Below are 19,495 nucleotides of genomic sequence, written 5' to 3'. Positions count from 1 at the left end.
CCTTCGCACGACAGTGGATTTTCACAAATCAATGTAGTGCCCAGCTTAGGTCAAGCTGGTCATGGAGCATGGACAGCTTGTTCCCGACCGAGCCGGCTCGACTGACGAGCGGGATCCGCGCATCTTATGCACAGCGGATTGAAATCAGCGTCCCGGTTTGTCGTCCCGATCAATTAGTATCCGCTCGGCGGCTCCGTCGAGATCTTCGTATTGACCGCTTCGCAATGCCCAGACGAAGCCGGACAGGCCCAGTGCACCCAGAAAAAGGGCCACTGGTATGAGATAGAGCAAGGTCGTCACGAGGATTGTGCCGAATAGCCGACTGCGGAGCGTCTGACTTTTTGAATAACTTGCACCGTCGCATTCGCCATGAAGCCGTGCAAGCGCAATGCGTTTCCAATAACAAGCAGCGATGAGGCAGACATGGCAATCGCCGCTATCAAAGGCGTGACGTGCCCGAGGATGGCGATTGGTACTGCCACCGCATTGTAGACGATTGCGATTGCGATGTTCTGCCGGATCAGGTTTCCTGCCTTGCGCGAGACGCCCAGGGCGAGCGGCACCGCCAGGAGGCTTTCGCGCAGGAAGACGAAGTCTGCCGCGTTGCGGCCAATGTCGACGGCGGTGGCCGGTGCGATCGAGACATGCGCCGCGCTCAGGGCCGGCGTATCGTTGAGGCCGTCGCCAACCATCAGAACCTTGTGCCCAACTTTCGCGAGGGTTTCGATGCGTTCGAGCTTGCCCGATGGCAGCAGGCACGGAACGAAGTCGTCGATATCCAGCAGCTTTGCCACTTCGGCGCAGGCTGCGGCGGTATCGCCCGACAGCATTTGCATCGACACCCCGGCATCGTTCAATCGCTTGATCGCCGCCGCCGCGTCGGCGCGCAGCGCATTCTCGAAATCGAAGGTCGCGACAATGAACCCGTCTTTTGTCAGGGCCGTTCCACCATAGCCATGTTTGCCTTCACCTCCGGTCCGGGCCTTCCATCCAGCCCATCCGCGTCGACCCAGCCGCCAGGTGCTTCCGGCGACAGTGGCTTCGATCCCGAACCCCGGATGCTCTGTGACGGCATCGAATTTGTGTTGCCCGCCAGGAGCGGCAAAGCCGGTCATGGCCTTTGAAAACGGGTGACGCGAATGCGCGGCCATGTCGGCGGCGATTGCCAGCATGCCCGGATCAATCGAGTCCGCATTGACCAGCCGGGGCTGGCCGAGCGTGAGCGTGCCGGTCTTGTCGAACACGGCAGTATCGATCGCCGCGAGGCGCTCCATGGCCGAACCGTCCTTGACCATGATACCGCTCTCGAAAAGCCGCCGCGCCGCGACCACTTGGACGATCGGCACGGCGAGGCCGAGCGCGCAGGGGCATGTGATGATGAGAACAGCGATGGCGATCGTCATCGCCCGGTGCCAGTCGCCGGTCGCCGCCATCCAGCCCAGGAATGTCACGAAGGCGGTGAGATGAACCAGGGGCGCGTAGAGTGCCGACACGCGATCAGCGATGCGGCGATAGTGCGCGCGACCGCCCTCGGCGGATTCCATCAGCCGAACCATCTCCGCCAGGAACGAATCCTTTGCGGCGGCTGTCGCCTGGATCGTCAGCGGGCCGGTAAGATTGAGCACGCCGGCCTGTACTGCTTCGCCCGGCGCCACGTTTTTCGGCGTGCTTTCGCCTGAGGCCAGCGAGCAGTCGAGATCCGACGTTCCCTGGATGATCTTGCCGTCGACGGGGATCCTCTCACCGGCCGCGATCAACAACCGCATGCCTGGTTCGATCTCGCCGACCGGCAGATAGTCGCGCGCGCCGTCGCCGCGCATCACCATTGCGCCACGCGCGGCCATCTGAGACAGGCCCTTCACGGCAGTCCGGGCACGCTCCCGCATCACATGATCCAGCGTGCGCCCGATCAAAAGGAAGAACAGCAGCGATACCGACGCGTCGAAATAGGCGTGGTCGCCATGATTGATCGTCTCATAGAGGCTCATGGCATAGGCGAGCGAAACACCGACCGCGATGGGCACGTCCATATTCATGCGACCATGGCGCAAAGCATTCCAGGCCGAACGGAAGAAGATTCCGCCGGCGAAGGCGAGGGCAGGAATGGCGATCAGCGCCGAGACCCAGTGAAACAGGTCGCGGGTAGCACCTTCGGCGCCGGACCAGACAGAGACCGAAAGCAGCATGATGTTCCCCGCCGCAAAGCCGGCAACAGCGACAGCGCGGATCAGTTCGGCAAGCGTCTTGTCCTTGTCATCGACCTCGGGTGTGAACAGATGCGCCTCGTAGCCCAGCCTGCCAAGCGCGGCGACGAAGGGTGGCACCTCGTCTCCTCGCCACCGGACCGCGACCCGCTTCGTCGACAGGTTGACGCGCGCGCTTTCGACGTGATCGAGCTTTCCAAGTGCCGCCTCGATCGTCTGGATACAGGCGGCGCAATGAACCGTCGGCACTGAAAGATCGGTCTGCCGAAGATCATCGCCAAGCGATCGGCTCGCCAACCTGATCTCCTGGCTGGATGGCAGGACCGACGTGGCGCCGTTCAGATCCAGCGCCATTTCAGCGCCCGGTGCACAACAGCTCATTGCAGCGCTCCATGAGAAATCATAATCCTGCGGACGTCGCGATAGGGTCGTGTCAGGCCGGCATCGGTGTCGACTTCGACGATCCAGACGCCGTCCTTCGGCATATGCTGGGCGGCGAACTCCTGGCCGGAGGCGAGGGCGAGCGTGACGGACTTGTCCTCTTTCTCGTAGGCGGGATGACGAAACAGCACCTTGACGCCGTGCAGAGGAACCGGCTTGCCTGCAGCGTCGGAGAGGCTGTAGCGGACTTCGCCCCATGCGATGGTCAGCTTGCCGGTCCAACCGAGCGCTGCTTGAGCGCGGCCGGCCTCGGCCTCCTTGTTGAATTGCTGGCTGGCCACATAGGTGTTCTCGACGACGAGGCCGGTCCAACTCGTATTGGCGAGCGTGGCCATGGTCAGGTTGACCGCGATGACCACCCCGAAGAAGGTGAGAATGATGGCCAGCATGTGCCTGCCGGTGAATTCGCGAGGCTTTTGGGCATTGGCGGTCATTTGGCGGCCTCTGGCGCGTTGAATGTGGCGGCGTACTCGTTCGACTCGAAGCTCGCCTTATCCTCGACACGGAACTTGAAGGTCTGTGCCGGGGCGTGGATCTGGTCCGCCGGTTGGCGAACGAAGACCTTCAACGTTTTCAGGCGGTCGGGTTCGACCGGGATGGCGAAAGACCGGCCGGCCGGGATGTCGTCGCCGACGACGACCATGTCGGCACCCTCCAGACCCTGCATGGTGACGACGATTGTCCTTGGCTCAGGGATCATGTTGAGCAGCTTGACGCTATAGCCATTGCGGATGGAGCCATCGGATAGTGTGACGAATTGCGGATTGCGGTCATGCAGCACGTTCAGTTCGAGCCGATCGCGCGTCAGCAGCGAATAGAGCAGGCCCAGCCCGATCAGCGACCACAAGCCCATGTAGACGTAGGTGCGCGGCCGGAAGATCTTGCGAATGTGAAAATGCGCCACCTGATCGGAGAAGGTGCCGACAGCAGTCCTGACCAGCGACGGATTGATTGAACTGGAGCCGCCTGCGGTCGCCAGCATCATGTTGGCGTTGTAGTCGGAGAGCGTCGCGTAGGAGATCAGCCCGCGCTCCTTGCCGAGCTTGTCCATGACGCCGTCGCAGGCGTCGATACACAGCGCGCAGGTAATGCATTCGAGCTGCTGGCCGTCGCGAATGTCGATTCCCATTGGGCAGACCGCGACGCAGGCATTGCAGTCGACGCAGTCGCCGACGGACTGCCCCGAGGCTTGCACCTTCTTGGCGTGGCGCGATCGCGGCTCGCCGCGCCAGTCATTGTAGGTGACGGTGAGCGAATTCTCATCGAGCATGGCTGCCTGGATGCGCGGCCATGGGCACATATAGGTGCAGACCTGTTCGCGCATCAGGCCGCCGAAGGTGTAGGTCGTCGCCGTCAGCACGGCGATGGTGATGTAGGCGACAGGTGCGGCGGTACCGGTGAAAAGCTCGCCCACAAGTGTTGGTGCATCAGCGAAATAGAAAATCCAGGCGCCACCGGTCGCCGCCCCTATGACAAGCCAGATGGCGTGTTTCGAGACCCGCAGCATCAGCTTGCGGGCGGTCCAGGGGCCGGCATCGAGTTTCATGCGGGCGTTGCGGTCCCCCTCAATCGCACGCTCGACGACAAGGAACAGATCGACCCACACGGTCTGCGGACATGCATAGCCGCACCAGGCACGGCCGACAGCAGAGGTAATCAGGAAAAGTCCAACACCGGCCATGACCAGGAGGCCGGCCACATAGAAGAATTCCTGCGGCCAGATCTCGATGAAGAAAAAGTAGAAGCGCCGATTGGTGAGATCGAGCAGCACGGCCTGGTCCGGGGCAAATGGGCCACGATCCCAATGCAGCCACGCAGTCAGGTAATAGATGCCAAGTGTGATCGTCATCACCAGCCATTTGAAGCGGCGAAAGTTGCCCGAGGCGCGCTTCGGAAAGATCTTTTGACGCGCGGCATAAAGGGGCTTGCGGGTTTTGGCGGCATTGACAGTTTCTGTTTCGAGCCGTGTCAACTGCGTCTTGTCACGCACGTGCAACTCCACTTTCCCAGCCAATGTCAGGGGCACCTGTCGAAAAGCCTCGCGGTAGGACAGCCTTGCCGGGTTGTGCAGATCGCATTAGGAATGGTGTCGAGGCCCGGCTCGCGCCGGGCCTCGTCCGCTTGGCAGGGGTGACCGAAGAATAGGGCTTCCATTCCTATTCTCCGCCGCCAAGCGAATGGACATAAACTGCAAGTTCCTTGACCTTGATCTCGCCGAGACGGCCAACCCAGGCCGGCATGACGCCCTGCTTTGGCGCACGAACCTGGGCGGCGATGGCCGTCTCGCCGGACCCGTAAAGCCAGATCGCGTCAGTCAGGTCGGGGGCGCCGAATTCCCTGTTGCCTTTTGCATTGTCGCCGTGACAAGCGACGCAGTTCTCGGCAAAGACCTTGGCGCCGGGTTGGATCAGACTTGCATCGCGGACCTTGCCGGAAAGGCTGGCCACGTAGGCGCTGACTTGTGCGATCTGGTCGGCGGTGATGATGTCGCCGAAGGCCGGCATTTCTGACAGTCGCGTGTCCGGATCGGAAGCAAAGCGGAGGCCGTGCGTGATCGTCTGCTTGATCTGGTCGGGGCTGCCGCCCCAGAGCCAGTCATCGTCATTCAGGTTGGGAAAGCCCTTCGACCCCTGAGCGCCGGAGCCGTGGCATTGCGTACAGTTGACCTTGAACGCGGCAGCCCCGGCAGCGACCGCGAATTCGCGCAAGGCATCGTCGGTCAAGATCTCCGAGACGCTCTTTGCCTGGATGGCTGCAACATACTTGCCCTTGGCGGCCTCGGCCGCGGCAAGGTCGTTCTTGACGTCCTTACGGCTTGAATAGCCGAGCATGCCCTTGGTTGCCGAGGTCAGCATCGGCCATGCCGGGTATGCGGTCGTATAGACGAGCGCCCACGCTATGGTGACGTAGAAGGTAATCACCCACCATCGCGGCAGAGGATTGTTGAGCTCCCTGATGCCGTCCCATTCATGGCCGGTGGTTGAGACGCCGGAGACCTCATCGATGTGCTCGTCGCTCATGATCACTCGTCCTCGAGCGGAATGCGGGCAGCTTCGTCGGCCAGCCTTCGGCTGCCGGGGCGTAGGGCAAAGGCGATGCACCCGACGAAGAACAGCGCCATCGCAACCAGGCCCCAGCTGTCGGCAAACGCCCGCATCAAATTGTAGGTCATCAGCGTTCTCCTCAGCGGTAGCCGGCGGCTTCGTCGTAATTTTTGAAGTCGACCAGTGTGCCAAGCATCTGCAGGTAGGCGAGCAGGGCATCCATTTCGGTGACCTGTTGCGGGTTGCCGTCGAAGTCGCCGATCTTGACTTTGGGGTAACGCGCCTCAAGGCCTGATGTGTCGGCATTGGGATCGGCCTGCGCCGCCAGATCCGCATTGGCGTGCGCGATCATGTCATCGGTGTAAGGGACGGCTACACGCCTGTTGGCGACCAGATGCGTCGAGAAATCCTTCACGTCGATCGGCGTGTCTTTCAGGAACCCATAGCTCGGCATGATCGATTCCGGCACCACCGAGCGCGGGTCGGTAAGATGCGCGACATGCCATGCATTCGAGTAGCGGTCGCCAACTCTGGCGAGATCCGGCCCGGTGCGCTTCGATCCCCACTGGAAGGGGTGATCGTACATGGACTCGGCAGCCAGGCTGTAGTGGCCATAGCGCTCAACTTCGTCGCGGAACGGCCTGATCATCTGGCTATGGCAGAGAAAGCAGCCCTCGCGCATATAGATGTTGCGCCCGACAAGTTCGAGCGGCGAATAGGGGCGCATGCCTTCCACCTTCTCGATCGTATTGTCGAGATAGAAGAGAGGCGCTATCTCGACGATACCGCCGACCGTCACCACGAGCAGCGAGCCAACGAGAAGAAGCGTGGCGTTCTTCTCGATGATTGCGTGTTTGTCCATCAAGCCCATTACCTGGCTCCTGATCGCGCAGGTCGGATGGCGACGGGGCTCGGCATCGGCTCCTCCTCGCGCTGGTGGCCGAGGATGGTCATGGTGATGTTCCAGGCCATGATAAGGGCGCCGGAGAGGTACATGGCCCCACCGATGGCGCGCATGACGTAGTATGGGTGCATGGCAGCGACGGTTTCGGCGAAGGAATAGACCAGGAAGCCCTGCTGGTCGTATTCACGCCACATCAGGCCCTGCATGATGCCTGACACCCACATGACCGAGGCGTAGACGACGATCCCGAGTGTCGCCAGCCAGAAGTGCCAAGTGACGAGCCGCAGCGAGTAGAGCCGGTGACGGTTCCAGAGCTTCGGCACCATGTAGTAGATTGCGCCGAACGAGATCATGCCAACCCAGCCGAGCGCGCCCGAATGGACGTGGCCGATGGTCCAGTCGGTATAATGCGACAGCGAATTGACCGCCCTGATCGCCATGATCGGGCCTTCGAAGGTCGACATGCCATAGAAGGCGACGGCCATCACCATCATGCGGATGATCGGATCGGTGCGCAGCTTGTCCCAGGCGCCGGACAGCGTCATCAGGCCGTTGATCATGCCGCCCCAGGACGGCATCCACAGCATGATCGAGAACGCCATGCCGAGCGTCTGCGCCCAATCTGGCAAGGCGGTGTAGTGCAGGTGATGCGGGCCAGCCCAGATGTAGAGAAAGATGATCGCCCAGAAATGGACGATCGACAGCCGGTACGAATAGACTGGCCGGTTCGCCTGCTTGGGCACGAAATAATACATCATGCCAAGGAAGCCGGCGGTGAGAAAGAAGCCGACCGCGTTGTGGCCGTACCACCATTGGGTCAGCGCGTCCTGGACCCCGGAAAAGGCGGAGTAGCTCTTGGAGCCCAGGAACGAGACTGGCATCGACAGGTTGTTGACCACATGCAGCATCGCGATGGTCACGATGAACGACAGGTAGAACCAGTTGGCGACGTAGATATGCGGTTCCTTGCGCTTCAGGATCGTGCCAAGGAACAGAATGAGGTAGGCGACCCAGACGATGGTCAGCCAGACATCCACATACCATTCGGGTTCGGCGTACTCGCGGCCCTCGGTGATGCCGAGCAGATAGCCGGTCGCGGCCATGACGATGAACAGCTGGTAGCCCCAGAAGACGAACCAGGCGAGATCACCGCCGAAGAGGCGGGCGCGGCAGGTGCGCTGCACGACATACAGAGACGTGCAAAGCAGCGCGTTGCCACCGAAGGCGAAGACGACACCGGATGTATGCAGCGGCCGCAAACGGCCGAAATTGAACCAGGGCTGGATGTTGAGATCGGGATAGGCGAGCTGAAGCGCGATCACCACGCCGACCAGCATCCCGACGACACCCCAGAACACGGTGGCGATCGCGCCGTAGCGGATCGGACCATCCATGTAAGCGGATGGGTCAATCGGAGCTGCTGGCTTGAACTCCGTGTTGCGCAACAGGATCGCAGTGAAACCAGCCACTGCGAAGAACAACACCCACATATGTCGGCGGAAAGGTTCATCCACGCCGAAGCCGGCGGCCACCAGGGCCGCAAAAGCGAACACGCTTAGAAGGACGATCTCTGTGCCGAATTTCATTGCAGATCCCGATCTCGAATCTGGTGGATGCCAAATCCGCAGCGCACTAATTGCGCAGCCGCCGCCCCCTCGCCCTGATCTATGTCAGGCCGCACGATTTTGTGTCGGCGGCGCAATCAGCAGGTGGCGAATGAACGAGGAACGCAGCGCGGGCTCACCCCCTCATGGAAGGCGTTCCCTGGGTTGGGCGGGCGCAGACGCGATCGATTGAGGCGAAAGCTGAGGCTCTGCGACGCGTTGGATGCTATTGCCGATGCCCTGCCAAACGTTGTTCGGATCCCATTGGAAACGAACGCGATCGTTCGGCCGAGCCGTGGCAGCTTAAGGACCGTGCTTCGCCGGTATGTGCCGAAACACACCTGGCGATTGGTCGTCGTCCCTATCAAAGCCCGAAAGCTGTCTGTCTCGACCGTGACGCCGCTTCTTCGAAGGCGCGGCGACATCGCATTAGAAGGCAAGCACGGCCCGCCCCGGAGCCATGCGACATGGGCCTCGCCGCTTAGGGCCGCTCGCGTCCGCCGCCACAGCGCTTCTCCAGACGGCTTATGCTGTCCACCGTCACATGGCGTGCGTTCTCAATCCGAATCACCCCGTCAGCCCGCAATCGCGTCAGTTGGCGGCTCACGGTTTCGTTGGTAATTCCAAGGAAATCAGAGATTTCGGCACGCGTCAGCGGCAGATCGAAGGACGCTGACCTGGAAGCCGCGTCGAGACTGGAATCGATATTCCGGGCCATCATGAGGAGAAAACTCGCCACCTTTTCCGGAGCTGTCTTGCGCCCCAGCGTCACCATCCACTCGCGCGCCTCATCGAGTTCATTCAGCGTCTGTTTGAGCAGGCGATGCTCGAATTCCCGTGACGCCTTCATCATCCGTTCGACGGCCGCTCGCGGAAACGAGCACAGCGTGACTGCTGTTGCCGCTTCCGCATTGATCGAGCTTTCCACCTTGAAAGGACGTCCCAGAAAATTCGGTGCAAACTGGAGACCGACGATCTGCTGGCGCCCATCCGACAGGCTCTTTGATAGCTTTACCACGCCTGAAAGCACGTTCGAGTAGCTGTCGACGTTCTGTGCCTCGCCGGTCAACTCCATTCCTGACTCGATCCGGCGACGCGAGCAAGTCTTGGCGAGCCCAACCAAATTGTCTGGATCGAGCGCACCGCAGACACCGCGACGCCGTGCCTCGCAAGGGAGGCAAAGAACAGGAATGCCGGAAGTATGAATGTCTTGCCGAAAGGTCATGCGTTCGCTTTACCCGATCCTAACTGCCGGCAGGATACCCATCCAGGGTAGAGAAGTCCTGCGGCGGTTTGTCCATGCGCGCGGCTGATCGAGATCAGGGTCTGCTTCAGCGATGCGTGCAGTGTTCGGCGGGCAACACGGTGAACGCGAGATGCAATCGGAAATAGCTGTCAAACTCAGCGAGAACGTCCCACGCTACACAAGCTATCCGACGGCGCCGCATTTCCATTCCGGGGTCGATGCTGCCATTTACCGTGGCTGGTTGGAGGCGCTGGAAAGTGGCGACGAAATCTCGCTGTATTTGCACATTCCTTACTGCGACAAGCTCTGCTGGTTCTGCGCCTGTCACACCAAGCAGACGCACCAATATGAGCCGGTGGCCGCTTATCTGCGCTCGCTGAATGCCGAAATCGTCACGATTGCCGGTCTGGTGAGTGGCAAGGCACATGTCCGTGCAATCCACTTCGGTGGCGGTTCGCCAACGATGCTGAGGCCCGATGACATGGTTGCTCTTGGAGCGGCCTTGCGGGACAGCTTCGACCTTCTCCCGGATGCTACGGTCAGCATCGAAATCGGAACCAACGACATGGACAAGGCGCGCCTTGATGCGCTTGCTCAAATCGGCGTAACGCGGGCGAGCCTCGGCGTGCAGGATTTCGATCCGCAAGTGCAAAAAGCAATTAATCGTGAGCAAAGTTTTTTGCAGACCAAGGCAGTCGTCGACGGGGTTCGTTCGCGGGGCGTTGAATCGGTCAATCTGGACCTGCTCTACGGGCTCCCGAATCAGACACGCGAGACGATCTGTTCCACGGTGGCGCAGGCACTGACCTTGGAACCAGACCGGATGGCTCTGTTCGGCTACGCACATGTGCCCTGGTTCAAGAAGCATCAGACGATGATCGACGAGGCATGGCTGCCGAGTCCCACCGAGCGTTTCGCCCAATCTCAACTCGCGGCGCGGGCAATTGTCGCCAAGGGATATGAGGCAATAGGACTCGATCATTTCGCGAAGCCCGACGATGCGCTGGCCATAGCGGCCCGCGCAGGGGTTTTGCATCGCAATTTTCAGGGCTACACCGAGGATCGCTGCCCGACACTGATCGGACTTGGCCCTTCGTCCATCGGTCGTTTTCGCCAAGGCTACGTGCAGAACATGGCTTCGACTGCCGGGTACGGGCGCATGGTTGCGGATGGCGGGTTGGCTGCCGTCCGGGGCGTTGCCCTTTCCGACGACGATCGCGTCCGTGGCTGGATAATCGAGCGGCTGATGTGTGATTTTGCCTTCTCGGCAGTCGATCTGGTGGAGCGGTTCGGCAAAGCCGGCGAGAAGCTCCTTCATCGCTCGAGGTCCATCGCCCTCCACGATCCTGCCCGAGCGCTTGAATTCGATGGCGACAGTTTCGTCGTACGGGCTGAAAGTCGCCCCTTCGTTCGAACCATCGCGGCCAAGTTCGATACATATTTCAAAGGGGGAACGGCGAGGCACTCGGTGGCGGTCTGAGCAAAGCACAGTGCGCTCGCCGTTTGGTCGATCGCGAACCAGCTGCGTTTCATTTTGACCGCTCATAGGCGACTACCGCATCCAATCGAAAATGCAAACTTAGGCTGTTGCGCGGTATTTCCTTCCACATCCTCTCTTACGCATACCTGCATTCCAAGGTGTTTGATCCTATGCTTCGCGAGGAGCAGGTAGGCCGCGACAGCTAGGCAATGTTCCAGCTGCCTCTAGCGGAGGAGTCACGATTTTTCGGCAAGCTCCGTCGGCAGACCTTCTTTTCGGGCCTTGGCAAAGGCTCGGTCGCCTTCCAGAAACGCCGCCAGCATGAAAGGGATGAGTTCTGCCACGGTTTCAGACTGACGATAGGTCTGACGGTAAAGTGCAGCATACTCCTTGAGTGTTTGGCCCAGCTCCGCGCTGACGGTAATGGTGATCTTCGAAGCTGTTCGGTCTGGAAGCTTTCCAAGTTTCAGGTCAGCCATGGTAACTCCTGCTCAACTCGCGTATGGCCGCAGCACGATGTCCTTGTGCACGATGACGCGCAGTGGCCAACCTGGGCGGACGATGATGGTGGGCTGGATATTGAGGTTTTTTTCGGTGATGCGCTGGCCGGCTCGACTGGCGTTCTGCTGGGCTGATTCCCGGATCGCCTTGACCAGATCGCTCTCGTTTTCGCCGAGGCTGAATTCCGTGCCGACACCGAGCAATGTGGCAAGCGCCACCCCCTTGATCAGCTGCCAGGTGTGGAAATCGACTTTGTCTTCCAGCCCTGCGTAGCCGGCGGTGTCGCTCGCGGGCAGATTGTCGATTTCGACCGACGAGCCGTCGGGCAGCAGAATGCGCTGCCAGACCAGCAGCGCTCGCTTTTGCCCGAACGCGACGACGCTGTCGTAGACGCCGATAAGACGTGAGCCCTGCGGAATCAGCAATATGTTGCCCGTGACCGTGTCGTGCACATTCTCGGTGACTTGCGCGACGACAAGGCCCGGCAAATCGGAATTGATGCCGGTGATCAGGCTGGCGGCAATCACGCTGCCAGCCATCAGTTGATACGGCGAGATCGGCGTCTGCAGCGCATGCGGATTGTAGATCCCGCCAGTGCTCCGCTGGCTGAGGAAATCAAGCTTTCGCTGCTGATTGTTCTGGTCGCCTTCCGCCGGCGCCACCGAGGCTGACGCGCGTGCTGCTTCGGATTGGGGAAGTGCCTCAAATGGATGCTGAGCAGTTTGCACGCTCTCACCGACATCTGTCTGTTGAGCTCGATTTTCGACGCGGAAAAGCACCTGCGATTCACGCGCTTCGATCGCCTGCTGCGCTAGACGCTGCTCCTCGGCCGAGATGTCTTGACCCGGCACGATGCCGAGCTGGCGCTGCCGCTCGAGGATGGGGCGACCGAGGTCGCCCGGCAAAGGTGGCCCAAGGACGGGAGGCTTCGGCTTCATGCCGGAATAGTCATGGGGAAGCGTATCGAGTCCCTCGACGGTTGGTTTGCGCTCAGTGCTGTAGGGATCTTCCGCCTGATCCCTGATGCGAAGGGCCGGCCCCTGGAGCGCCATCATGGCAACGCCGAACACAGCGCCGGATCCGAGCGCTGCGATCGCGATGATCACACCGCGCCTGAACCGCACCACGCGGCGGGGAGAGGCCCGAAGCTGCAGTTCCTCGGGATCCAGTTTCGGCGGGATGCCAGAGCGGGAATTTTCGATCATGAGCCCTCACCTCACCGGCTGGAACGCGAAAAGAGCGAGATCCGCCGTAGCGGTTGCCTGTCGTCAATCCTGCTGATGCGGATCACCTGCTGCTGCTTGGTGCCGAGGCGAAGTTCGGCCGCGGCGAAGAGCCGATCGACGATGTAATAGTTGCCGCGCACGCGATAGTTGACGAGCTCGCTGCTCCCATCTGCGCCGACGATGAAGAGTGGTGGCGCCTCGCCCTGATCTATGCGACGAGGGAACTCAATATAGACCTTGCTGCCGTCGTCGAAGGCTCGCGTCGGTCTCCAGGGCGGTGTGTCGCCACTGATCGAGTAGCGAAAGCGAAGGTTTTCGAGCGCGATATTCGACGCGACCGGTGTAACTGCCTCGGCTTGAGCATTGCGCTGGCGAAGCGCGATGATCTGGTCTTGGCTGTAGGTCCAGGAGATTGCCGCCATTGCTGTCTTCTCGGTGCTTTGAAGCTGCAAATGATAGGTCCGCCGGTCCGTCGTAATGACGACATTGGTGGCAAGACCCGGCGCGAAGGGTTTCACCAGAACATGGGTGCGCTGATTGTCACCGGTGCCGCTTGCGGTATCGCCTATGACCCAGCGCACGGTGTCGCCAGCCGACACGGCGGTTAGTTTCTCGCCCGGCTGCAGAGCGATGTCGGTCACGCGCTCCGGCGCGGCATAGAGCTGATAAAGCGCGCCATCGGTGAAGGGGTAGACTTGCACGGCATTAACATACCCGTACTTGGTGGGTTGCTGGGTCGCGGCTTTGTTGGCATCAGCGACGCGTTCTTCAGGGGGGCGCTTGTCCTCGGCCTTGCCGGACTCGGGCTGCAATTGGCCAGGCAGCGGCAGTGGTTTTGGCACCTCGACAATTCTAATCGGCCTCTCCGGCGCCTTCTCGATCGCGGCCGGTTTGAAGTCAGCAGCGTCATAGGAAATCTCAGGCGGCGGCACCTTCTTCGATGCACAAGCGGAAACGACCGCTGCCGACACCGATAGGATCAGCACGGCACGAATCGGTGACATTTTATCTTTCATTGGTGGACTCCGTCGGAGAAAGGGGGGGTGGGACGGCGCTGTCGAGCTCGCGTGACCAGTCAATGGCGTTGATGAAGACGCCGAGCGGATTCTTGCGCAGCTGATCCGTATTGCTTGGCGAGCGGATCACGATCGTGAGGATCGCAGTCCAGCGCATCGTGCTGGCAAGGCTTCCGCGCTCAAACACCTGCTCGGTCCATTTGACCTGGAATGAACTTTCGGAGGCCCTGACCACGCTGGTGACCTGTACCGAGACACTGCGCGTTCCGATCTGACCGAAGGGGTCGTTCGCCTTGGCGTATTCGTTGAGGAAGAGCGCTGCGCGATCGCTAGCAAAGTCGTAAGCTGCGAACCAGTTCTGCCGTACCAAAACCGGATCGGTGGAAACGGAACGGACATTCTGGATGAAGCGGCCGAGATGCCAGGCGATCTGAGCATCCGAGGGCTCATAATTCCGGATTGCCGGCGCGACGGCGCGCGTCTCGCCGAAGCCATCGACCTCGACGACGTAAGGCACGACACGGCTTTGCATCGACTGCCATACGAGTCCGCCGGAAAGTCCGGTCGCCAAGGCCAGGCACCCAAGGGCCATGAGCCGCCAGTTCCTGGCCTGCAGTCGAGATGAGCCGATGCGCTCGTCCCACAGCTGGGCGGCTTTTTGATACGGCGTGACCGGTTCGGGTGTTTTGCCGTAACGGTGCACGGGTCGCTTGAAGAGCATCTAGTCATCCTTGTCGTTGAGAGAGGGGTTGGCGCTGCCTCCCGGCCGGTCTCCGTCTCGGACAGCTTGCATGGCAGCGTGGCGATGTGCACGGGCGGTCTGTTCAGAACGTAGGCGCCTTGCCCACGTCGGCGCCGAAACAGTGGCCGAACCGGCAGAGCGCTCGGTCATTGACGCGGTCGGCGTGCCGCCGGTCGCGGTCCACGCGGCATCGCGCCCGGCATCGGCGTTGCGCCCAACACTTGCAGTGGCGGATCGCGCTACGCGTATAGCGGCGCCGCCAGCGGCACTGGTTACACCATGCATTCCAGCAGCCACACCGGAGAGGCCAACGTCGGGCGAGGTTGCGCGCCCGATCTGCCAGGACGTGGAAGCAGCCGATCCCATTGTTGTGCCGGCGCGGATGGCGGCGAGACCGCCGCTGGTTGCCATACGCGCGCCAGAAAATGCCGTGCCTCCAGCAACGAGTGATACACCCGCTGCCGCCGCGGTCGTGCCGAGGGCGGCGCCCGCGCCAAGCTGCGGTGCGCCTGAGACAAGACCCGACGCGATCCCCGGCCCAAAAATGCCAAGGCCAAGCAGTGCCAGTGCGCCCAGTACCTGGGACATGGCAGCGGCCAGATCCGGCTCCTTGCCTTGCAATGCGGAAGCGAACTCCCCGAAGAGCGTGGAGCCGATGCCGACAATGACGGCGAGCACCATCACCTTGATGCCTGACGAGATAACATGGCCGAGCACGCGTTCGGCCAGGAACGCTGAACGGTTCCAAAGTGCGAATGGAATTAAAACAAAACCTGCCAGCGTGGTGAGCTTGAACTCAAGGATGGTGATGAAAAGCTGGATGGAAAGGATGAAGAAGGCGATGATGACCAGGAACCAGGCCATCAGCAGCACGAAGATGGTCAGTGCGTTGCCGAAGATTTCCGGGAAGCCCAGGAGCTGACTGGCTTGGTCAAGCATTGGCCAAGCACCTTCGAAACCGGTCGCGGCAATGCGGCCCGGGCGCAGGAGATTGTCTGCCGACAGATTGCCGGCCGACGCATTAATCCCGAGACCGGCAAAAGAACGATAAATGATATCGGCGAGGTTCTTGAAATTGTTCAGGATGAAGGCGAAGACGCCAACATAGAGCACCTTGCGGACAAGCCGGCCGAGAACGCTGGTCTCCTCGCCGAGCGCCCACGCCAGGCCGGCAAGTGTGATGTCAATGCCGATCAGAATGGTAGTGAGGAAGGCGACGTCGCCCGAGAGCAGACCGAACCCGCTGTCGATGTAGCGGATGAAGGTCTCCATGAAGCGATCGATGACGCCAAGGTCGTTCATGCCGCTGCCTTCCTCGTCGTGATGAACTCGTGATTAATTGCCGGGATAAGCCGAGCCGGTACCCAAGAATCGCTTCGTCATCTCGCGGGCGGCTTCCTCTGACTGGGCCTTGCGGGCGGCATCCTCGGCCTCAGCTCGAAACTGCGTTGCGAGCAGCGTCTGGATCTGCATCTGCTGCTTTGTCGAAAGCGCTATCAGCTGGTTGGTGGCCTGGCTTGCCTGAAGCGCACCGGCCGCCCCTTGGCTGCGGTTGACGAGATCGGCGAGCAGATCGCCGTCGGCGCGGACGTTCTCGACGATTTGCGACTGGACCCCCATGGTCTGGCGGAACGCCTGCATGGCGCTTTGCCAACGCTCGCGCGCAGCACTCGCCACATCGCTGACCTTGATCGTGGCGTCGTAGCTTTCCGGATATTGGCTGCGCCACTGGTCTTGAAGCTTGCCCAGATCAAAGCTGAGGCCACTCGCCTGGTCCATCAAGCCGTCGATGCGATGGAGCGAACCGGTGAGTTGGCCAACGGAAGAGAAATCCAGACGCTGAAGATTGCGCGCCATGTTCTGCAGCATGGTCGCCTGATTCTGCAGCGACTGGATCTGGTTGTTGATCTGCTCCAGGGCGCGCGCGGCCGTCAGCACGTTCTGCGCATAATTGGACGGATCGAACACGATAAGGGCGTAGGCGGGCTGCACATAGTCGGCCATAGGCTTGGCGATCAGGGAAACGGTGATCAGGCCGGAGAGAAGGCGTCGCCGCATCATGCTAATTGCTCCTTGTCTGGTTGAGGGAATTGCTTGAGAAGTTCGCCGGCCCAATCGAGGCCGCGCGCGATCAGGAACTGCGAGGCAAAGCTGCCTTGCCCGTCTTCGGACAGGATCCTGTCGATCAGAGTCTGCGTGGCCGGATCGGAAGCACCGCAAAGCGCAAGAGCGATGGGGCCAAGCCCGAGCTCGAACAGACGGTTGCCGCGGCGCGATTGCAGATAATACTGACGCTTCGGCGTGGCGCGGGCGATCAATTCGATCTGCCGCTCGCTTAAACCGAAGCGTTCGTAGGCTGTGCGCGCCTGGGGTTCCACGGCACGATCATTGGGAAGGAAAATGCGCTGCGGGCAGCTTTCGATGATTGCCGGCGCTATGGCAGAGCCCGCGATATCAGCCAGCGACTGCGTAGCGAAGACAACCGACACGTTCTTCTTTCGCAGCACCTTCAGCCATTCGCGGATGCGGGCGGCGAACAGCGGATTGTCGAGATAGACCCACGCCTCGTCGAGCATGATCAGCGTGGGCCGTCCGTCGAACCGTTCCTCAAGTCGCTGGAACAGATAGGTAAGCACCGGCAGCAAAGCGCCTTGGCTGTGCATCAGCTCCTCGGTCTCGAAACACTGCACATCCGACAAGGCCAGCCCATCATGATCGGCATCGAGCAGGCGGCCGAAGGGACCGTCGAGCGTGTAGGGCATCAATGCGGACTTCAGCGCATTGGATTGAAGCAGGACCGAAAGGCCGGTCAGTGTGCGTTCCTGCGCCGGCGCGGTGGCAAGGCTGGCCAGCGCTGACCAGATAGCCTCCTTCACCTCCGGCGTGACGGTGACGTTCTCGTGGGCAATAAGGCTGGCGATCCATTCGGCCGCCCAGCTTCGGCTAGCCTGGTCGTTGATGCTGCGCAGTGGCTGAAAGGCAAGGGAACCGTCCGCTCCTAGCGCGTGGTGTTCTCCACCCATGGCAAGTGTTGCAGCACGGGCCGAATTGCCTTTGTCGAAGACATAAACCTGGGCGCCGGCATAGCGCCTGAACTGCAGAGCAATCAGAGCAAGCAGAACCGACTTGCCGGCGCCGGTCGGACCAACAGCCAGCATGTGGCCGACATCTTCGACGTGGGTGGAAAGCCGAAACGGTGTCGACCCGCTGGTCTCGGCAACGAGAAGCGGTGGCGCTTCGGTTTGGGTGACTTTCGCGAGATACTCGTTTGTCGCAGGACCGGCCCAAACCGACGACAGCGGCATGAGATGGGCAAGGTTCAAAGTATGAACGAGCGGTTGGCGAACGTTAGCGTAGACATGGCCAGGCAATGAGCCGAGCCAAGCCTCGACCGCATTGACGCCTTCTCGGATCGTGGTGAAACCGATCCCATTGATGATGCGCTCGACCGCGCGAAGCTTCTCTGCAGCGGCTTGGCGATCCTCGCCCCACACCGTCACGGTCGTGGTGAGATAGCCGAAGCTCACATGATCGCCGCCCAATGCCTGAAGGGCTTCGTCGGCATCGAGCGCCTTGTTGTCGGCATCGCTGTCGACAAGCGGGACCGGCTCGTTGGTAATGACCTCGCGTAGGATTGCCACGATCGATTTGCGCTTGGCAAACCACTGCCGGCGCAACCGCGTCAGCGTCTTCGTGGCTTCCGTTTTCTCGAGCGGAATGAAGCGCGTCATCCAGCGATAGGCGAAATCCTGATGATTGAGGGCATCGAGAATCCCGGGCCGGGTGAGGTTCGGAAAGCCGAGGATGGTCAGTGTGCGAAGATGCTGCTCACCCAGCATCGGCTCCAGGCCACCGGCAAGCGGCGCATCGACCAGGATGGCATCCAGATATATCGGCGTTTCCGGGACCATGATAGGATGGCGTCGAGGCGAAATCGTGCCGTGGAGATAGGTCAACGTCTGAGCATCATCGAGGACGCGTACTTCGGGCATGAAGCCCGAGAAGAGATCGAGCACGCGGTTGGTCTCGTCACGGAACCTCGCCAGATCCTGGCGCCAGTCTCTTTCTCCTTGGGAATAATGAGAGTCGACGAGCGCGCTTTCCGCGCGCGCCTGGGCGTCGGGCGGTGGCATAAACACTAAGGTCACATGATAGCGGCTCTCGTAGTGCGCTACCTTCCCCTCGAAAGCAGCGCGGCGTTCTTCGTCGACCAGCCACGACGCGGCGTCAGGAAAATGCGAGTTCGGATAGCCCAGCGCTTCTATGCGCTCGGCCTCAAAGAACAATGCCCAGCCAGAGCCAAGGCGTCTGAGAGCATTGTTCGCCCGGCCGCAAATGCCGACGAGTTCAGCCTCCGTCGCACTTTCGAGATCCGGGCCGCGGAACCGCAACGTCCGCTGAAAGCTGCCGTCCTTGTTGAGCACGATGCCGGGCGCCACCAAGGCAGCCCAGGGTAGATGGTCGGCAAGCCGGTCGGCTTTGCTTCGATATTCCGAAAGGTTCAGCATGCAAGCCACCCCTTCAGACGAAGGTGGCGCACAAGCACGCTGGCGAAGTCCGGATCGCGTCTTGCGGCAAAGACCGCTAACGAGTGGCCCGCGATCCAAAGCACCAGACCAGCAATCCATTGCTGCAAGCCGAAGCCAATGGCCGCGGCCACTGTACCGTTGAGGATCGCCACCGCGCGCGGAGCCCCGCCGAGCAGGATCGGCTCGGTCAGCGCCCGGTGGACCGGTACTGCGAAGCCCTCGATATGCTGCTCCCCGGCGGCCATCAGACGAGCGCCCCACCACCGAAGGAGAAGAAGGAGAGGAAGAAGCTCGATGCCGCGAAGGCGATCGACAGACCGAAGACGATCTGAATCAGGCGCCGAAAACCACCGGCGGTGTCGCCGAAGGCAAGCGTCAGGCCGGTGGTGATAATGATGATCACCGCAACGATCTTGGCGACCGGTCCCTGCACCGACTCCAGGATCTGCTGCAGCGGCTGCTCCCACGGCATGCCGGAGCCGGCCGCATAAACGGGGGCCGTGATAAGAAACGCGAGCGCTGTGGACGAAAGAAAGCGAAGCTTCTTGCGCATGAGGA

The 19,495-nt window shown here is 61.0% G+C and carries 19 protein-coding genes; 1 reads left to right on the top strand and 18 read right to left on the bottom strand.

The features are described 5' to 3' along the window. Positions 1-144: 144 nt before the first annotated feature. From ccoS to EOA79_RS01830, 9 genes are all read right to left on the bottom strand, one after another. Positions 145-300, bottom strand: a complete 156-nt coding sequence (gene ccoS / locus EOA79_RS01870; protein ID WP_084831491.1) for a cbb3-type cytochrome oxidase assembly protein CcoS — start codon at positions 298-300, stop codon at positions 145-147. After that, a complete protein-coding gene (locus tag EOA79_RS01865) occupies positions 297-2,585 on the bottom strand; it encodes a cation-translocating P-type ATPase (RefSeq protein WP_091595777.1) in 2,289 nt (762 codons plus the stop codon). The genes ccoS and EOA79_RS01865 overlap by 4 nt, the downstream gene beginning before the upstream one ends. After that, entirely contained in the window at positions 2,582-3,079 is a 498-nt protein-coding gene (locus EOA79_RS01860) for a FixH family protein (protein WP_091595779.1), read from the bottom strand. Before EOA79_RS01860 ends, EOA79_RS01865 begins: the two co-directional genes overlap by 4 nt. Further along, the gene (ccoG, locus tag EOA79_RS01855) at positions 3,076-4,635 is read right to left on the bottom strand and encodes a cytochrome c oxidase accessory protein CcoG (protein ID WP_029354962.1); all 1,560 of its coding nucleotides are present in this window, start codon (positions 4,633-4,635) and stop codon (positions 3,076-3,078) included. The genes EOA79_RS01860 and ccoG overlap by 4 nt, the downstream gene beginning before the upstream one ends. Before the next feature lie 166 nt (positions 4,636-4,801). Next, positions 4,802-5,665 (bottom strand): cytochrome-c oxidase, cbb3-type subunit III, encoded by an 864-nt coding sequence (gene ccoP, locus EOA79_RS01850; protein ID WP_029354960.1) that lies wholly within the window; start codon positions 5,663-5,665, stop codon positions 4,802-4,804. Between the two features lie 2 nt (positions 5,666-5,667). Next, complete coding sequence (locus EOA79_RS01845; RefSeq protein ID WP_024502864.1) at positions 5,668-5,817, bottom strand: cbb3-type cytochrome c oxidase subunit 3; 150 nt, start codon at positions 5,815-5,817, stop codon at positions 5,668-5,670. Positions 5,818-5,828: 11 nt separating this feature from the next. Further along, positions 5,829-6,560, bottom strand: coding sequence for a cytochrome-c oxidase, cbb3-type subunit II (gene ccoO / locus EOA79_RS01840; protein WP_091595781.1), 732 nt, complete (start codon positions 6,558-6,560; stop codon positions 5,829-5,831). Next, positions 6,560-8,179: a cytochrome-c oxidase, cbb3-type subunit I gene (ccoN, locus tag EOA79_RS01835; RefSeq protein WP_091595783.1), complete on the bottom strand. Its 1,620-nt coding sequence runs from the start codon at positions 8,177-8,179 to the stop codon at positions 6,560-6,562. Before ccoN ends, ccoO begins: the two co-directional genes overlap by 1 nt. Before the next feature lie 499 nt (positions 8,180-8,678). Then, positions 8,679-9,422, bottom strand: coding sequence for a Crp/Fnr family transcriptional regulator (locus tag EOA79_RS01830; RefSeq protein WP_091595785.1), 744 nt, complete (start codon positions 9,420-9,422; stop codon positions 8,679-8,681). 151 nt (positions 9,423-9,573) lie between these two features. On the opposite strand from EOA79_RS01830, the gene hemN reads away from it, so the two are divergent. Further along, on the top strand, positions 9,574-10,923 hold the full coding sequence (gene hemN, locus EOA79_RS01825) for an oxygen-independent coproporphyrinogen III oxidase (RefSeq protein WP_091595897.1): 1,350 nt from the start codon (positions 9,574-9,576) through the stop codon (positions 10,921-10,923). A 236-nt stretch (positions 10,924-11,159) separates the two neighbouring features. Here hemN and EOA79_RS01820 read toward each other — a convergent pair whose 3' ends face one another. The 9 genes from EOA79_RS01820 to EOA79_RS01780 are packed head-to-tail and all read right to left on the bottom strand — an operon-like array spanning position 11,160 to position 19,490. Beyond that, positions 11,160-11,402: a DUF2274 domain-containing protein gene (locus tag EOA79_RS01820; protein WP_029354949.1), complete on the bottom strand. Its 243-nt coding sequence runs from the start codon at positions 11,400-11,402 to the stop codon at positions 11,160-11,162. A 12-nt stretch (positions 11,403-11,414) separates the two neighbouring features. Next, positions 11,415-12,629 (bottom strand): TrbI/VirB10 family protein, encoded by a 1,215-nt coding sequence (locus EOA79_RS01815; RefSeq protein ID WP_091595787.1) that lies wholly within the window; start codon positions 12,627-12,629, stop codon positions 11,415-11,417. An 11-nt stretch (positions 12,630-12,640) separates the two neighbouring features. Further along, positions 12,641-13,666 carry a P-type conjugative transfer protein TrbG gene (gene trbG, locus EOA79_RS01810; RefSeq protein ID WP_029354945.1) on the bottom strand — a complete coding sequence of 342 codons (1,026 nt, stop codon included), beginning with the start codon at positions 13,664-13,666 and terminating at the stop codon, positions 12,641-12,643. Beyond that, on the bottom strand, positions 13,656-14,387 hold the full coding sequence (trbF, locus tag EOA79_RS01805) for a conjugal transfer protein TrbF (protein ID WP_095520370.1): 732 nt from the start codon (positions 14,385-14,387) through the stop codon (positions 13,656-13,658). Before trbF ends, trbG begins: the two co-directional genes overlap by 11 nt. Further along, entirely contained in the window at positions 14,388-15,710 is a 1,323-nt protein-coding gene (gene trbL, locus EOA79_RS01800; protein WP_127334880.1) for a P-type conjugative transfer protein TrbL, read from the bottom strand. A gap of 33 nt (positions 15,711-15,743) precedes the next feature. Continuing rightward, entirely contained in the window at positions 15,744-16,469 is a 726-nt protein-coding gene (gene trbJ, locus EOA79_RS01795) for a P-type conjugative transfer protein TrbJ (protein WP_091595793.1), read from the bottom strand. Beyond that, positions 16,466-18,916 (bottom strand): conjugal transfer protein TrbE, encoded by a 2,451-nt coding sequence (gene trbE / locus EOA79_RS01790; protein WP_029354937.1) that lies wholly within the window; start codon positions 18,914-18,916, stop codon positions 16,466-16,468. The genes trbJ and trbE overlap by 4 nt, the downstream gene beginning before the upstream one ends. Then, on the bottom strand, positions 18,910-19,182 hold the full coding sequence (locus tag EOA79_RS01785) for a VirB3 family type IV secretion system protein (RefSeq protein ID WP_024502852.1): 273 nt from the start codon (positions 19,180-19,182) through the stop codon (positions 18,910-18,912). Before EOA79_RS01785 ends, trbE begins: the two co-directional genes overlap by 7 nt. Further along, entirely contained in the window at positions 19,182-19,490 is a 309-nt protein-coding gene (locus EOA79_RS01780; RefSeq protein WP_024502851.1) for a TrbC/VirB2 family protein, read from the bottom strand. Before EOA79_RS01780 ends, EOA79_RS01785 begins: the two co-directional genes overlap by 1 nt. Positions 19,491-19,495: the final 5 nt, after the last annotated feature.

The organism is Mesorhizobium sp. M1A.F.Ca.IN.020.03.2.1, from assembly GCF_004023205.1.
Taxonomy (GTDB): domain Bacteria; phylum Pseudomonadota; class Alphaproteobacteria; order Rhizobiales; family Rhizobiaceae; genus Mesorhizobium.
This window is presented reverse-complemented; position numbering and strand designations above follow the sequence as displayed.

Bases quoted from the DNA above. Each gene is read 5' to 3' on its own strand.
- EOA79_RS01865 (WP_091595777.1), bottom strand. From the start codon at position 2,585: ATGAGCTGTTGTGCACCGGGCGCTGAAATGGCGCTGGATCTGAACGGC.
- EOA79_RS01860 (WP_091595779.1), bottom strand. From the start codon at position 3,079: ATGACCGCCAATGCCCAAAAGCCTCGCGAATTCACCGGCAGGCACATG.
- ccoP (WP_029354960.1), bottom strand. From the start codon at position 5,665: ATGAGCGACGAGCACATCGATGAGGTCTCCGGCGTCTCAACCACCGGC.
- EOA79_RS01845 (WP_024502864.1), bottom strand. From the start codon at position 5,817: ATGACCTACAATTTGATGCGGGCGTTTGCCGACAGCTGGGGCCTGGTT.
- ccoO (WP_091595781.1), bottom strand. From the start codon at position 6,560: ATGGGCTTGATGGACAAACACGCAATCATCGAGAAGAACGCCACGCTT.
- ccoN (WP_091595783.1), bottom strand. From the start codon at position 8,179: ATGAAATTCGGCACAGAGATCGTCCTTCTAAGCGTGTTCGCTTTTGCG.
- EOA79_RS01830 (WP_091595785.1), bottom strand. From the start codon at position 9,422: ATGACCTTTCGGCAAGACATTCATACTTCCGGCATTCCTGTTCTTTGC.
- hemN (WP_091595897.1), top strand. From the start codon at position 9,574: ATGCAATCGGAAATAGCTGTCAAACTCAGCGAGAACGTCCCACGCTAC.
- EOA79_RS01820 (WP_029354949.1), bottom strand. From the start codon at position 11,402: ATGGCTGACCTGAAACTTGGAAAGCTTCCAGACCGAACAGCTTCGAAG.
- EOA79_RS01815 (WP_091595787.1), bottom strand. From the start codon at position 12,629: ATGATCGAAAATTCCCGCTCTGGCATCCCGCCGAAACTGGATCCCGAG.
- trbG (WP_029354945.1), bottom strand. From the start codon at position 13,666: ATGAAAGATAAAATGTCACCGATTCGTGCCGTGCTGATCCTATCGGTG.
- trbF (WP_095520370.1), bottom strand. From the start codon at position 14,387: ATGCTCTTCAAGCGACCCGTGCACCGTTACGGCAAAACACCCGAACCG.
- trbL (WP_127334880.1), bottom strand. From the start codon at position 15,710: ATGAACGACCTTGGCGTCATCGATCGCTTCATGGAGACCTTCATCCGC.
- trbJ (WP_091595793.1), bottom strand. From the start codon at position 16,469: ATGATGCGGCGACGCCTTCTCTCCGGCCTGATCACCGTTTCCCTGATC.
- trbE (WP_029354937.1), bottom strand. From the start codon at position 18,916: ATGCTGAACCTTTCGGAATATCGAAGCAAAGCCGACCGGCTTGCCGAC.
- EOA79_RS01785 (WP_024502852.1), bottom strand. From the start codon at position 19,182: ATGGCCGCCGGGGAGCAGCATATCGAGGGCTTCGCAGTACCGGTCCAC.
- EOA79_RS01780 (WP_024502851.1), bottom strand. From the start codon at position 19,490: ATGCGCAAGAAGCTTCGCTTTCTTTCGTCCACAGCGCTCGCGTTTCTT.